Annotated in this window: 10 protein-coding genes; 3 read left to right on the top strand and 7 right to left on the bottom strand. The window is 73.9% G+C overall.

The features are described from left to right. Positions 1-94: 94 nt before the first annotated feature. A complete protein-coding gene (locus C2865_RS04740) occupies positions 95-3,193 on the bottom strand; it encodes an AfsR/SARP family transcriptional regulator (RefSeq protein ID WP_106397011.1) in 3,099 nt (1,032 codons plus the stop codon). 99 nt (positions 3,194-3,292) lie between these two features. Continuing rightward, positions 3,293-3,601, bottom strand: a complete 309-nt coding sequence (locus tag C2865_RS04745) for a DUF4333 domain-containing protein (RefSeq protein ID WP_157963563.1) — start codon at positions 3,599-3,601, stop codon at positions 3,293-3,295. 89 nt (positions 3,602-3,690) lie between these two features. On the opposite strand from C2865_RS04745, the gene C2865_RS04750 reads away from it, so the two are divergent. Beyond that, a complete protein-coding gene (locus tag C2865_RS04750; RefSeq protein WP_198652909.1) occupies positions 3,691-4,521 on the top strand; it encodes a DUF72 domain-containing protein in 831 nt (276 codons plus the stop codon). A 60-nt stretch (positions 4,522-4,581) separates the two neighbouring features. Here C2865_RS04750 and C2865_RS04755 read toward each other — a convergent pair whose 3' ends face one another. The 4 genes from C2865_RS04755 to C2865_RS04770 form a co-directional block, all read right to left on the bottom strand. Then, positions 4,582-5,214: a response regulator transcription factor gene (locus C2865_RS04755; RefSeq protein ID WP_106397014.1), complete on the bottom strand. Its 633-nt coding sequence runs from the start codon at positions 5,212-5,214 to the stop codon at positions 4,582-4,584. Beyond that, a complete protein-coding gene (locus C2865_RS04760) occupies positions 5,214-7,370 on the bottom strand; it encodes a GAF domain-containing sensor histidine kinase (RefSeq protein ID WP_157963564.1) in 2,157 nt (718 codons plus the stop codon). Before C2865_RS04760 ends, C2865_RS04755 begins: the two co-directional genes overlap by 1 nt. 128 nt (positions 7,371-7,498) lie before the next feature. Next, positions 7,499-8,941, bottom strand: coding sequence for a DHA2 family efflux MFS transporter permease subunit (locus C2865_RS04765; RefSeq protein ID WP_106397016.1), 1,443 nt, complete (start codon positions 8,939-8,941; stop codon positions 7,499-7,501). Then, positions 8,938-9,519 (bottom strand): NADPH-dependent FMN reductase, encoded by a 582-nt coding sequence (locus C2865_RS04770; RefSeq protein ID WP_106397017.1) that lies wholly within the window; start codon positions 9,517-9,519, stop codon positions 8,938-8,940. The genes C2865_RS04765 and C2865_RS04770 overlap by 4 nt, the downstream gene beginning before the upstream one ends. A gap of 99 nt (positions 9,520-9,618) precedes the next feature. Between C2865_RS04770 and C2865_RS04775 the strand changes: the two genes are divergently transcribed. Together C2865_RS04775 and C2865_RS04780 are read left to right on the top strand one after the other, a co-directional pair. After that, positions 9,619-10,218 (top strand): TetR/AcrR family transcriptional regulator, encoded by a 600-nt coding sequence (locus tag C2865_RS04775; protein WP_106397018.1) that lies wholly within the window; start codon positions 9,619-9,621, stop codon positions 10,216-10,218. 592 nt (positions 10,219-10,810) lie between these two features. Further along, positions 10,811-11,602, top strand: coding sequence for a TIGR02452 family protein (locus C2865_RS04780; protein WP_106397019.1), 792 nt, complete (start codon positions 10,811-10,813; stop codon positions 11,600-11,602). Here C2865_RS04780 and C2865_RS04785 read toward each other — a convergent pair. After that, positions 11,486-13,648: an MMPL family transporter gene (locus C2865_RS04785; protein WP_198652911.1), complete on the bottom strand. Its 2,163-nt coding sequence runs from the start codon at positions 13,646-13,648 to the stop codon at positions 11,486-11,488. The two genes, C2865_RS04780 and C2865_RS04785, sit on opposite strands and share 117 nt — an antisense overlap. Between the last annotated feature and the right edge of the window lie 86 nt (positions 13,649-13,734).

Raw genomic sequence — 13,734 nt, forward strand, 5'->3', positions numbered from 1 at the left:
GGTTCCTTCGGGTCCGTGAGTGATGCCTCGACGATCCCCGGGCGGTTGTCCCCCCGCCCAGTGGCCGCGGTCCTGTTCGGTAGGGGATGTCCGGTTACTGTGGCCGGGACAGCGCCGCGGCCTCGGCCGGGGCGAGGCGACCGCCGCGTTCCAGCTCCTCGGCGAAGGCGGTCTCGCCGAGGGCGGCGCGGCAGGCCGAGGTGACGCGTTCGAGGTCGTCCCGCTCGATGGGCGAGGGCGGCAGCGCGTCGGCCTTGCGCGCGCGGGACACCGCGCCCAGCACCGCCGCGGCGTCCCGGTGGCGTCCCGCCGCGGCCAGCGCGCAGGCCACGCCCTCCAGGGCGCCGGTCCTGTCGCGGACCGCGGCCAGGCGTTCGGCGTCGTCGAAGGCCGCCAGGTGCAGGGCCAGGGCCTGCTCGGGCCGGCCGCGCAGCTCGGCGACGAAACCCGACTCCAGGAGGAGCATCGGCCGCTGCGGGGGAGGGGTGCCGTCCGGGGCGGGCGTGGCACGGGACAGGAGCGCGTCCAGGTGCTCCTCGGCGGTGTCCAGGTCGCCGTCGCGGCGGGAGGCGTAGGCCAGGACGGTCCGGGCGAACGTGACGCCCGCGTCGGAGCCCTGCTCGCGGGCGAGCCGCAACGCCTCCGTCGCGTACTCCACAGCCTGTGGACGGTCGCCCGAGAGCACGGCGAGCCAGCCGAGCCAGGACAGCTGCCCGGCGACCTCCGGCCACAGGCCCAGCTCCTCGGCCAGGCGCAGCCCGTCGCGGTGCAGCCGCGCGGCGCGGGCCAGGTCGCCGGTCAGCTCGGCCAGCCCCGCCAGCCACTGCGTGGCGTTCAGCCGCCCCCAGCGGTCGCCGATCCGGTCGAACAGCGCGGCGCTGCGGGTGGCGTCGGCCTTCAGCGCGTCCTGGTCGCTCCGGAGATGGGCGATCTTGGCGCGGGCCATGAGGACGGCCGCCTCGCCCCACAGGTCGCCGTCCCTCCGGAAGCCCGCGAGCAGGCGCTCCAGCAGCTCCTCCGTCCCGGCGGGGTCGGTGTGGCCGAGGCAGGCGAACGCCTGGAACCAGCCGGCGCGGGAAGGGGCGTCCACCGGCTCGACGCTCTCGCCCAGGAGCCGGACGAAACCGTTCCGCCAGGCCGTCGCCTCGACGACCAGGGGCGAGTCGGCCTCGGCGGCGGCCAGGGCCGATTCCAGGGATCGCCGGGCCTCGCCGAGACGGCCGCGCAGGAACCAGTACCAGGCGAGGGCGCAGGCCAGACGGAGCCGCTCCGGTCCCGGCGCGCCCTCCAGGGCCGCCCGCAGGTTGGCGGCCTCGGCGTCGAGCAGGATCAGCCAGCGGCGCTGCTCGGGGCCGCACAGCTCGGCGCGTTCGACGAAGGCGAGGTAGTAGGCGCGGTGGCGCAACCGGATCGGCTCGGTCTCCCCCGCTTCCGCCAGCTTGTCCGCGCAGTAGGCGGCGACGGACTCCAGCAGGCCGTACCGGGGACCCTCGGACGTCTCGGACAGCACGACGAGCGAGCGGTCCACCAGGCGGGCGAGCAGCTCCGGCACGTCCAGACCGGGCTCGGCGCACACATCCTCGGCGGCCTCGGGCGTCCAGCCGTCGGCGGAGGCGGACAGGCGGCGCAGCACGGTCCGCTCGGGGGCGGTCAGCAGCTCCCAGCTCCAGTCGATCATGGCCAGGAGGGTGCGCTGCCGGGGAGGCGCGCCGCGGTAGCCGGTGGACAACAACCGGAACCTGTCGTCCAGCCGGGACACGACACCGCGCAGGCCGAGCGTGCGGACCCTGGTCGCGGCCAGCTCCAGCGCCAGCGGGATGCCGTCCAGCCGGCGGCACAGCAGCGCGACGGCCTCGGCGTTCTCCCCGTCGAGCGTGAAACCGGGAGAAGAGGCGGCCGCGCGGGCGGCGAACAGCCGGACGGCACCGGAACCGCGCACCTCCTCGGGAGCGGCGTCGCGCTGGGGGACCTCCAGGGGAGGGACGTTCCAGACGTGCTCGCCGTCCAGGGCCAGGGGCTCCCGGCTGGTCGCCAGGACGCGCAGGCCGGGGGCGCCGCGCAGGAGCTCGTCCACCAGGTCCGCGGCGGCCTCGACGACGTGCTCGCAGTTGTCCAGGACGAGCAGCAGCTCGCGCGGTCCCAGGAGGGAGACGGGGTCGGCCGGTTCGCTCTCCCGCACGTCCAGAGCGGCCAGCACGGTGTCGGCGACCGCCTCGGGGCCCGTCCCGGCCAGCTCGACGAGCCGCACGCCGTCCCGGAAACCGCCCATGACACGGGCGGCGGTCTCCAGGCCGAGCCGGGTCTTGCCGACGCCGCCCGGACCGGTGAGCGTCACCAGCCGTCCGGCGTCCAGGAGGGAGCACAGCTCGGCGACGGCCCCGTCCCGGCCGATCAGCTCCGTGCGCGCGGCGGGGAGGTTGGAGGCGCGGGGAGCGGGCGCGGCAAGGGACGGGTCCTGCCGCAGGACCGCCCGGTGCAGGTCCGTCAGGACCGTCCCGGGATCGAGGCCGAGCTCGTCGGCGAGGAGTTTGCGCGACTCCTCATAGGAGGCCAGGGCCTCGCTCTGCCTGCCCGAGGCGTACAGGGCGCGCATGTGCGCGGCGCGCAGGCGCTCGCGCAGCGGATGCGCCGCCAGCAGCGCGCCGAGCTCGCCGACCAGCGCGGTGTGCTCGCCCAGCGCCAGACGGGCCTCGGCGGCGTCCTCCCACGCGGTGAGGCGCTGTTCTTCCAGCCGTGCGGCCGCGGCCTGGGCGAACGGCTCGTCGGCGAAGTCGGCGAACGCGCGGCCGCGCCACAACGCCAGGGCGTCGGCCAGGAGGGCGGCCTTCTCCGCGGAGGTCCCGGCTTCCGCGGCCCCGGCCAGGAGGCGCTGGAAGCGCAGGACGTCCAGGGCGCCATCGTCCAGGGCCAGGCGGTAGCCGCCGGGCTGGAAGACGACGAGGCCGCGTGCGCCCGGCTCAGCGTCCTCCAGCGCCCGCCGCAGCTGCGAGACCTTCGCCGACAGCGCGCCGGCCGGGTTGCGGCGCGGCGGGTCGTCGCCCCACAGGTCGTCGATGAGCCGGTCGGCGGAGACGCTGCGGCCCTCGTGGAGCAGCAGCACGGCCAGCAGCGCCCGCACCTTGAGGCCGGGCACGGGGACGGGCCCGCCATCGGCGGTCCACACCGCGAGCGGACCGAGAACCCCGAAACGCATGCGCCACATCGTAGGGCGGAACCGGCCGTGAGGAAGCCGTCCGGACCGCGCCCACCGCGCCGCCCGGCGTGCGTGCGGCGCCCTGCCCGGCGCCCCGGTTCAGGGCCGCCCCGTCCCGCCCAGCCGGATGCCGTAGGAGAGCTCGCCGCCCCGGACGCCGGTGATCGTCACCTTCACGGGGTAGACGACGCCGTGCGGGGCCGTCACCTCGCACGACTGCGCGGTCCCGGCCTTTCCCGACAGGTCTCCGGCGCAGCTCACGCCGAGGACCTGCAGGCCTTCGCGGGTGTACTTGTCCTTGATCTCCTGCTCCAGCACGGCCTTCTCCACCGAGGGCGCCCCCGGGGAGGAGCATCCGGCGGCCAGGCCCGTGCCGAGCAGCGCTCGCAGCAGTCCGCGTATCCCCATTCCCCGAGGGTGGCGCCACGGCCGTCCCGTCACCCAGAGGCACAGGTCCCGGATAACGTCGAGGTATGCGGCTTCATGTGGGATGTGCGATGTGGACGCATACATCGTGGCAGGGGAGATTTCTGTCGTCGCGGCTTCCGGCAGGGGAGCGGCTGCGGTCGTATGCGAGCTGGTGCAACACGGTGGAGGGGAACACGACGTTCTACGCCACGCCGAGCAGGAGCACCGTGGAGTCGTGGGCGCGGCAGACGTACCCCGACTTCCGGTTCGTCCTGAAACTGCCCAAGCCGGTCACGCACGAGCGGCGGCTCACCGGCGTCGAGCAGGACCTCGACCCCTTCCTGGAGGTGATCGAGCCGCTCGGGCCGCGGGTCCACGCCCTGTGGGTGCAGCTGCCCGGCTCGTTCGGGCCGCTCGACCTGGCGCTGCTGTCGGGGTTCATGCGGAGGCTGCCGCGTTCCTACCGGTACGCCGTGGAGGTCCGGCACCGGGCGTTCTTCGAGGACGAGCGCTCCGCGCGGCTCCTGGAGAAGGTGCTCGCGGAGACGGGCGCCGAATGGGTGCCGTTCGACACCGCGTTCTTCTTCCGGAGCCCGCCCACCACGGACGCCGAACGCGAAGGCTGGGCGCGCAAGCCCCGCATGCCGCGCCGCGTCCGCGCCCTGACGGACCGCCCGATCGTCCGCTACCTGGGCCGGGACGACGCCGAGGCCACCGCCCGCAGCTGGCGTCCCTGGGTCGACACGGTCGCCGCCTGGCTCGAGGAGGGCCGCTCGCCCACCTTCTTCCTGCACACCCCCGACAACAGGGAGGCCCCCGCCCTGGCCCGGCGCTTCCACGACGACGTCCGAGCCCTCCTGCCGGAACTGGAACCCCTCCCCGAACCGATCGTCGACGACGAACCCCTCACCCTCTTCTGAACCCGAGCACACCGAGGCCGGACCGGGGCGCGTGGCGGCCGGGCGGGGCGGCGGCCCGGGTCAGAGGCCCGCTTCGCGGGCGCGGATGATGGCCTGGGCGCGGTCGGAGACACGGAGCTTGGCCAGGACGTTCGAGACGTGGTTGCGGACCGTCTTGGCGCTGAGACCGAGGCGGGCGGCGATCTGCGGGTTGCTCAGGTGGCGGGCGAGCAGGGACAGGACCTCCTTCTCCCGTTCGGTGAGCTCGGGGAAGGGGTCCGCGGGAACCCTGCCCATCCGGCCGAAGTAGTCGGCCAGGCGGGCGGCCACGACCGGACCGAAGATCGCCTCGCCCTCGGCGACCGCGTGGAGCGAACGCAGGATCTCGCCCCGCCGCGCGCCCTTGAGGACATAGCCGCGGGCGCCCGCGCGGATCGCGGCGAGCACCGAGTCGTCGTCGTCCGACATGCTCAGCACCAGCACCCGCACATGCGGATGCGTCCTGGCGATCCGGGCGGTGGCCTCGATGCCGCCCATCCCCGGCATGGCCAGGTCCATCAGGACGACGTCCGGCTGCGCGCCGGGAAGCAGCGCGAGCGCCTGCTCACCGCTGGCCGCCTCGTCCACGACCTCCACGTCGGCCGCCGACGCCAGCAGCGCCCGCAACCCGCTGCGGAACGACTCGTGGTCGTCGACGATCAGCACCCGCAACATCAGGCCCCCAACGGAAGAACCGCACGCACCGTGGTGCCCCGGCCCGGCACGGACTCCACTGTGAACACCCCGCCCAGCTCCACGGCACGCTCCCGCATCGACTCCAGCCCCACCCCGCCGGACGCGCTTCCGCCGAGGCCCGTCACGGCCTTCCCGGCGAACCCGGGCCCGGCGACCGGCTCCGCGCCACCGGTCACCGTCCCTCCGCGGTCCGGCCGGGCTCCCGTGGCGGACCCGCCGTCGAGGCCGACGGGCGGCTTCCGTACCGGCCGCGGCCCTTCGTCGCCGTCCCTGCCGGACGGGATTTCGGCGGAGTCCGTGAGCACGCCGGCGGGGGCGCCGCGGCCGTTGTCGGAGACCTGGACGGTGAGGGCGCCGGCGTCGGTGGACAGGACGAGGAGGCAGTCCTCGGCGTGGGCATGGCGCCATACGTTGGTGACGGCCTCGGTGGCGATGCGGTAGGCGGCGACCTCGGCGGCGGCGCCCAGCGGGGGCAGGGCGTCCGGGCGGGCCAGCCGGATGCGCGGGCCGCCGGGAGGGCGGCCGTCCACGAAGGCCTGGAGGGCGCCGCCCAGGCCGAGGGTGTCGAGGGCGGGCGGGCGCAGGCCGTCGACGAGCCGGCGGACCTCGCCGATCGCGGTCTCCGTTCCCGTCACGATCTCCTCCAGCAGCGTCCTGGCGCGTTCGGGGTCGCCGTCCAACAACTCCTGGACGGCTTCGGCGCGCATGGTGAGCGAGGCCAGCGTAGGGCCGAGCCCGTCGTGCAGCTCACGGCGGAGCCTGCGGCGCTCCTCCTCCCTGGCCGTGACCAGTTCCTCCCGGGACTGCTGGAGGTGCACGGCCACCGCGATCTGCCCGGCGAGATCCTGCAGCAGCCTGAGGTCGGCCGCGCCGAGCTCGCGCTCCCCCGGCCGGGGAGAGAGGAGCAGCCGGCCGACCGTCCTGCCGTTGTGCGCGAGGGGCAGCGAGACGGGATCCCCGCTCGGCTTCCCGTGCGCCACCACCACCCCCGTGGCGGAGACCTCCACCGCCACGTACGGCAGGCGCAGCGCCTCGGCCACCGCCCGTGCCGCACCGGCCGTGGCCTCCGGCCCCTCCAGATGCCTTCCCAACCTCGTGAGCACAGCGTACGGCTCGCCGCGCTGCCCGTACATCAGCCTGTGGACGACCTGCTGGACCCGCTCGCGGAGCGGAGCGAAGACCAGCGCGATGACCCCGGTGGCCAGCAGGGAGACGGGCAGCCCCGCCTCGAACAGCGCGCCGAGGCGGTTGACGACCAGCACGTACCCGCCGACGACGCACGCCGTCAGGGTGGCGTAGACGAGCGTCCGGCTGATCAGGAGGTCGATGTCGAACAACCCGTGGCGCAGGATCGCGATCGCGATCGCCACCGGGATCAGCAGCATGGCCGCCACACCGAGGACCTCGCCCGGCAGGCTCCCCACCGGCCACATGTCCGGCCGCCCGTCCGTCAGGCCGATCACCAGCCGCCCGACGACCCCGGCCGCGGACAGGCCCGCCGCGTAGGCGAGCCACTTGAACGGCCGTGCCGCCTCCCCCTCGGCCCGCCGCGCCCGGGCGACCACCACGGCCACCCCGGCGAAGAACAACACGCTGATCAGCAGGTCGAACGCGATCTCCACGGTCCCGGCGACGCCCGCGAAACCCGCCACTCCGTAAGGGTTGGGGACTCCGCCGGCGACCTGCCCGTTCACCCCGGGCCGCAAAGCCGAGACCGCGCCCGTCACGATCCCGGCCCCCACGGCCGCGACGACCACCGGCCGCCACCGCGGCCCCGGCAGCCGCCCGTCCGGGAAGTACAGCGGAAGCAGGATCAGCGCCAGGTTCGCCGGCACCCACAACCAGGTCTGCGGCCATCCCGCGGGCCCGGCCAGAGGCCCTTCCCCCCGGATGGCGTACCCTCCGCACGCGTCCATCGCCGCGAACGAGAACGCGCTCACCAGCAGCAGCCGCCCCACCGCGTTCCCCGGCCGCCGGTGGGAGATCAGCCCCCCGACCACCGCGCAGGCCGCCACGTGGATCAGATGCCCGAGTTCACGGACCTCCGTTCCGTTGGCCAGCCCCAGCCCCGCGGCCGCCCCGATCAGGACGACCGTGACCCCGCCCCACACCGGCCCCCAGAACGCCCTCAGCATCCCCATCCCTCCCAAGGCCGCCGCCACTCTAACCAGCCGTCCGTCCCGCCCGCCCGGGACGATGTCCCGGACCCGCGCGCCGCGGCACTTCGGCCGGGCGGCCGAAGTGCCGGTGGGCGCGGACGTGATCAGGCCGTCGGGCCGTCCTCCGGGGTGCGGCGGCGAGGGAGGAACAGGGCGGGGACGAGGGCGGCCGCCAGGAGGGCGGCGACCCAGAGGTAGGTGGCCTGGAAGGCGTCGGCGAGGACGGGGGCCGCCGAGGCGGGGAGGGAGAACGCCTGGTCGAGGTCGTGGACGCGGGGGAACCGGTCGGCGACGGCGTCGGTCAGGCGGGCCGAGATGAGCGCGGTCCCCGTCGCGACGGACACCTGCTGGACGATCATCAGGCCGGTGCTGGCGGCGGGCGCCTCGTCGTGGGAGAGGCCCCGGGTGCCCGCGGCCGTGGCGGGCATGAGCGCCATGCCGATCCCGACGCCCATGACGGCCATCGATGCCATGAGCCGCCAGTAGGGGGTGTCGGCGGTGGCCTGGAGCAGGAACAGCAGGACTCCGGCGGGCGCGATGAGGGTGCCGAGGGCGACGATCCGGCCGGGCGGGACCCGGTCGACGAGCCGGGTCGCCACCTGCATGGTGATGCCGGTGGCCAGGACCTGCGGGATGCCGAGCATGCCGGTCGTCGCGGCGTCCTCGCCGCGGACGATCTGGTAGTAGAGCGGGAGCACCGACATCGACCCGAAGTACGCGGCCGCGGCGAACGTCAGGGTGCCGGCCGAGGCGGCGAGGCGGGGGCGGCGGAACAGCCGGAGCTGGATGAGCGGCTCGTCGGCGGTGAGCGCCCGGACCACGAACGCCGCGCCCAGGACCGCGCCCAGGACGGTGAACACCGCGCCGCCGCCGGTCAGCCCGTAGATCAGCGAGGCGAGCGCGGGTGAGAGCAGCGCCAGGCCGAGCACGTCCAGGGGGCGGCGGGACCGGGCCGGGTCGGCGGGCAGCAGCCGGGCGGCCAGCAGCCCGCCGGCCAGCCCGACCGGGATGTTCACCAGGAAGATCCAGCGCCAGGACGCCTCGTCGACCAGGAAGCCGCCCAGGACCGGGCCGATCAGCGGGCCGATCAGCGGCGGGATGCCGAGCATGCTCATCAGGCGGCCGTTCGCGCCGCTCCCCGCGGCGCGCAGCACGATCGTCATGCCGACCGGCATCAGCAGGCCCCCGCCGAACCCCTGCAGCACCCGGAAGGCGACCAGCGACCACACGTCCCACGCCAGCCCGCACAGGACCGAGCCGAGCACGAACAGGCCGATCGCGGTGAGGTAGAGCCGCTTCGTCCCGAACCGGCCGACCGCCCACGCGGTGACCGGGATGATCGTCGCCAGGCCGAGCACGTATCCGGTGGTCACCCACTGGATCGTGGTCAGCGGAGAGCGGAACTCCTGGGCGAGCGAGCCGAGCGCGATGTGCACGATCGTCGTGTCGAGCACCACCATCAGCGAGTTCATCACGACGACGAGCGCGATGGTCGTTGGCCGTGGCGCGATGCGCGGCGCGGCCGGGGCTGCGGCGACGGCGGTCATGCCGGCACCCGCAACGACTTCAGCGCTCCCGCCCAGGCGACGACCTCGTCCAGCATCGTGGTCAGGGCCGGCTCCTGATGGGGGCCCGGGGTGAGGGTCCCCGGCTCGAGCGGGTCGGAGATGGCGAAGTCGTGGTGTATCGACAGCGCGACCTGGGTGCGGACGGTCGCGACCTTCAACTCCGCCAGCACCTGCCGCAGGTGCTCCGCCGCCCGGACCCCGCCGTTGATCCCGTAGGTCACGAAACCGGCGGCCTTGTCGTTCCATTCGGCGTACAGGAAGTCGATGGCGTTCTTCAGCGGCGCGGGGAAGGAGTGGTTGTACTCGGGGACCACGAAGACGAATCCGTCGTAGGCGCCGACCGCCTCGGCCCAGTGCAGGGTGTGCGCCCGCTCGTAGGCGCCGAAGATCGCGGGCGCCGTCTCGTCGAGGTGCGGCAGGGCGTGGTCGTGCAGGTCCAACACCTCGAACGTCACCTCGGGCCGGTGCCGCCCGGCGGCCTCGAGGACCCAGTCGGTCACGTTCCCGCCCCGTCGTCCGGGCCGGGTGCTACCGGTGATGATGGCAATGCGCGTCATGGTGCTCTCCTCGTATGGATCCGGTGGGCCGATACGAGTAAAGTACAACGTGTATTGCAATAACTGCAACGATGGTTGTACCTATGTGAGGTGGAACACATGACTCCGCGGACGGACAAGCGGCGGGCGATCCTGGACGGCGCGTTGGAGGTCTTCGCCAGGGACGGCTACACGCGCGCCAGCATCGACGTGATCGCCAGGGAGGCCGCCGTCTCCACCCGGACGATCTACAACCACTTCCAGGACAAGGCCGCCCTGTTCCAGGCGGTGATCTCCGAGAGCACCGACCAGGTCGCCGGGGCGCACATCGCCCTCATCGACTCCCACCTCCGCAAGGTCACCGACCTGGAGGACGACCTCACCGAACTGGGCCTGGCCCTGGTGCGGCTGGGCCCCGCGGGCTACGCCCGGCACTTCTCCCTGGTCCGCCACATCCAGGCCGACGCCGACCACGTCCCCGAGGCCGTCATCCGGGCCTGGCAGGAGGCCGGCCCCCTGCGCGTGCGCCGCCACTTCGCCGAGCGCCTCGCCGCCCTCCCGGACCTGCGCGTCGAGGACCCCATCCGCGCCGCCCACCACTTCATGGTCCTGATCGACCCCGGCTCGTCCTACGACGCCCCCGCCCCCGCCCCCGACGAGCCCTACGTCCGCGCGGGCGTCCGCGCCTTCCTGTACGGCTACCACGCCGCTGACCGCTGACCGCTGACCGCTGAGGGCTGAGGGCTGACGGCTGACGGCTGACGGCTGACCGGCGGGCGATGCCGCGCGCCCGGACTCCGGCATTCATGGCACATGGCGAGAGGGGCGAGACCTCCGGAGGGATCCGGAGACCGGGTTCCATCACTGGGTCTGCACTCCTCCAACGTGGTCGGGGTGCTGGAGGCCGTGCCCCGACGTGGGTGGGGTGTAGGAGTCTGCATCCCGGCGTGGTCGGGGTGCTGGAGGCCGTGCCCCGACGTGGGTGGGGTGCCGGAGATTGCACCTCGGTGTGCGCGGGGTGCCCGAGGCCGTACTCCGGCGTGGGGGTGCTCGATGCTGCATCCCGGTGTGGGAGGAGCGCCGGAGGCCGCATCCCGGTGTGGGCGGAGCGCCGGGGGTCGCATCCCGGTGTGGGCGGGGTGTCGGAGGTCGCCTCCGGTGTGGGTGGGGCGCAGGAGACTGCACTCCGGTCTGAGTGGGGTGTCGGAGGCCGTGCCCCGACGTGGGCGGGATGCTCGAAGCCGCACTCCGGTGTGGGTGGGGTGTCGGAAAAGCGGTTGCTTCGTGCGGTGGTCCCTGAGATGTTCTCAGTATGAGATTGAATCGAAGGAAGATCGCCGAGGAGACGGTGGCGATCCTCGAGGCCGGCCGCTACGAGGTGGGCGGGCGGACCGTGCGGGTCGGTGAGCGGATCGCGGCGGCCGTCGAAGGGGCGCGGTTGTACCTGCCGGACGGGTTCACCGAGCCGGTGGGGGCCGCGCGGCATGAGACGGTCGTGGAGCTGACCCGGGAGACGACCCTGGAGGCGGCGCGGAGGCTCGGGCGGGACGTCGTCGCGTTGAACTTCGCCTCCGCCAAGAACCCGGGAGGGGGGTTCCTACGCGGAGCGCATGCCCAGGAGGAGGCGCTGGCGCGGGCCTCGGGGCTGTACCCGACGCTGTGCCGGTTCCAGGAGGAGTACTACGACTTCCACCGGGCGGCCCGGGACCTGCGCTACTCGGACCGCATGATCTACTCGCCCGGCGTCCCCGTCTTCCGGGACGAGGCCGGAGCGCTGCTGGACGAGCCGTATGCCGTCTCGTTCATCACCTCCCCGGCGCCGAACCGCGGGGCGCTCCCGCCGGGAACCGACGTCTCCGAGGCGTTGCGGCGCAGGGCTTGGAAGGTCCTCGCCCTGGCCGCGGCCGAAGGACACGAACACCTCGTCCTCGGGGCGTGGGGGTGCGGGGTCTTTCGCAACGACCCCGCCGAGGTCGCGGCGGTCTGGTCAGACCTGCTGGCCGGCCCCTTCACGGGACGGTTCGCCCGCGTCGCCATGGCCGTCTGGGACCCGGACGGCACCACCCCGCAGTACCGGGCGTTCGCGCGCGTCTTCCCGGCGTGAGCGGCCGCGCAGGAAGGAGGGCGCCCACCAGTTCGCCGGGCCGGCCAGGCGCAGCAGGGCCGGGGCCAGGACGCCCCGGATGAGGGTGGCGTCGACGAGGACGGCCAGGGCCATGCCGATGCCGAGCTGCTTGAGGAAGACCACGCCGCCGGTGGCGTAGGCGGCGAAGGAGACGGCGAGGATCCCGGCCGCGGCGGTGACGAGCGGGGCGCTGCGGCCGATGCCCGCGGGGATCGCGGCCAGGGCGTCACCGGTGCGGTCGTACTCCTCCTTGATCCGGGACAGCAGCAGCACCTCGTAGTCCATCGACAGCCCGTAGGCGATGCAGAACATCAGGATCGGGATGCTCGGCTCGATCGACCCCGTCGGGGTGAAGCCGAGCAGGCCCGCGAGGTTGCCGTCCTGGAAGACGAAGACGAGCGCGCCGAACATCACGCTCAGGCTCAGCAGGTTCAGCACCGACGCCTTGAGCGGCGCGACGAGGCTGCGCGTCATCGCGAAGAGGATCACGAACGTGATGAGCACGATCAGCCCGGCGACCAGCGGCAGCCGTTCGGTGACGCCGTCCCGGTAGTCGGTGAGCTCGGCCGGGTAGCCGCCGACCCGCACGTCGAACGGCGCCGGCACGGCGCGGACCTCCCGGACCACCGCGGTGGCGTCGGCCTCGAGCCGCTCGCCGGAGACGATGACGTGCAGGAGCGTGCCGTCCCCGGCGGAGTCCACCCGGACGACGCCGTCGATCCCGGCGAGGCGCCGGGCGTAGGGGCCGGTCTGCGAGGGCGGCGCGCCGGGCTCGGCGACGACGTTGATCGCGTCGGCCTCCTCGACCGGGAAGCCCTCGCGGATCTGGTCGTACATCTGCCGGGCCGGCGCGGACGAGGGCAGCACCCGGTCGTCCGGCAGCCCGAACCGCACGTCGAGGAAGGGCGCCCCGAGCAGCAGGACGAGTGCGAGCGCCGCCCCGCCGAGCAGCAGCGGACGCCGCATGACGCGCTGGGCGACGCGGAACCAGAACCCCTCCTCGGCGGGGCGTGCCGGACGGTCCACGCGGCGCCCCAGCAGGACGAGCGCCGCGGGCAGCAGCACCACGGCCCCGAAGACGGCCGCGGCGACCACCGCGACGCTGGCGTAGGCGAAGGAGCTGAGGAACGGGAAGGGGAACACCAGCAGCACCGACAGGGACGCCGCGACGGTCGCCCCGCTGAACAGGACCGTCCGGCCCGCGCCGGAGACCGTCCGCGCCACCGCGTCCGCCACCTCCCCGCCGGCGCGCAGCTCCTCCCGGAACCGGAAGATGACGAAGAGCCCGTAGTCGACGCCGAGTCCGATGCCCATGACGAGGGCGATGTTGGAGGCGAAGGTGGAGAGCTCGGTGAACTGAAGGAAGCCCCGCATCAGCGCCAGCGAGCCGAGCACCGAGAACAACCCGACGCCGAGCGTCGCGAGCGCCGCCGACCAGCGCCGGTAGACGGCGAACAGCAGGAGCAGGACGAGCGGGACGACGAGGAGCTCGGCCCGGACGAAGTCCTGCCGCGCCTGCTCCATGACCTGGCGGAAGACCTCGTCCCCGCCGCCGACCTCCACTTTCAGCACCGCGTCGTCGCGGGTGTACTCCGGCACGAGCCGGGGCAGCAGGCCGCGCCGGACCTGGTCGGCGTCGCCCGGCGCCCAGGCGAGCACGAGCGCGCGGGCGCCGTCCTGGCTGCGGAGCGTCTCCGGCCGGCCCCGGCTCCAGTACGACCAGGCGTCGCCGACGCCCGGTTCGGCGGCGAGGCGCCGGGTGAGCAGCGCCGCGGCCTCGGCGACGGCCGGGTCGTCGACGTTCCCGCCCCGGGCGGTGACGAGGAGGGCGAGGTTGGGGCTGCCGGTGCCGAAACGTTCGGCCATGTCCGCCCTGGCCTGCAGGGATTCGGATCCGGGTGCCTCGAAGCGGTTGAGGGACAGGGCGTTGATCGTCCCCGCTCCGACGGCGCCGGCCAGGACGGTGAGCAGCAGGCCGAAGGCGAGGATCCACCGAGGTGCGCGCACGATGAGACGGCTGGGCATGGGCCCCCCTGATAGGATTTTACGAGAGGTCGCTCGTGTTTTCCCTTCCCGAGAATACGAGCAATCACTCGTACTTTCAACACGAC

The organism is Actinocorallia populi, assembly GCF_002995495.1.
Taxonomy (GTDB): domain Bacteria; phylum Actinomycetota; class Actinomycetes; order Streptosporangiales; family Streptosporangiaceae; genus Actinocorallia; species Actinocorallia populi.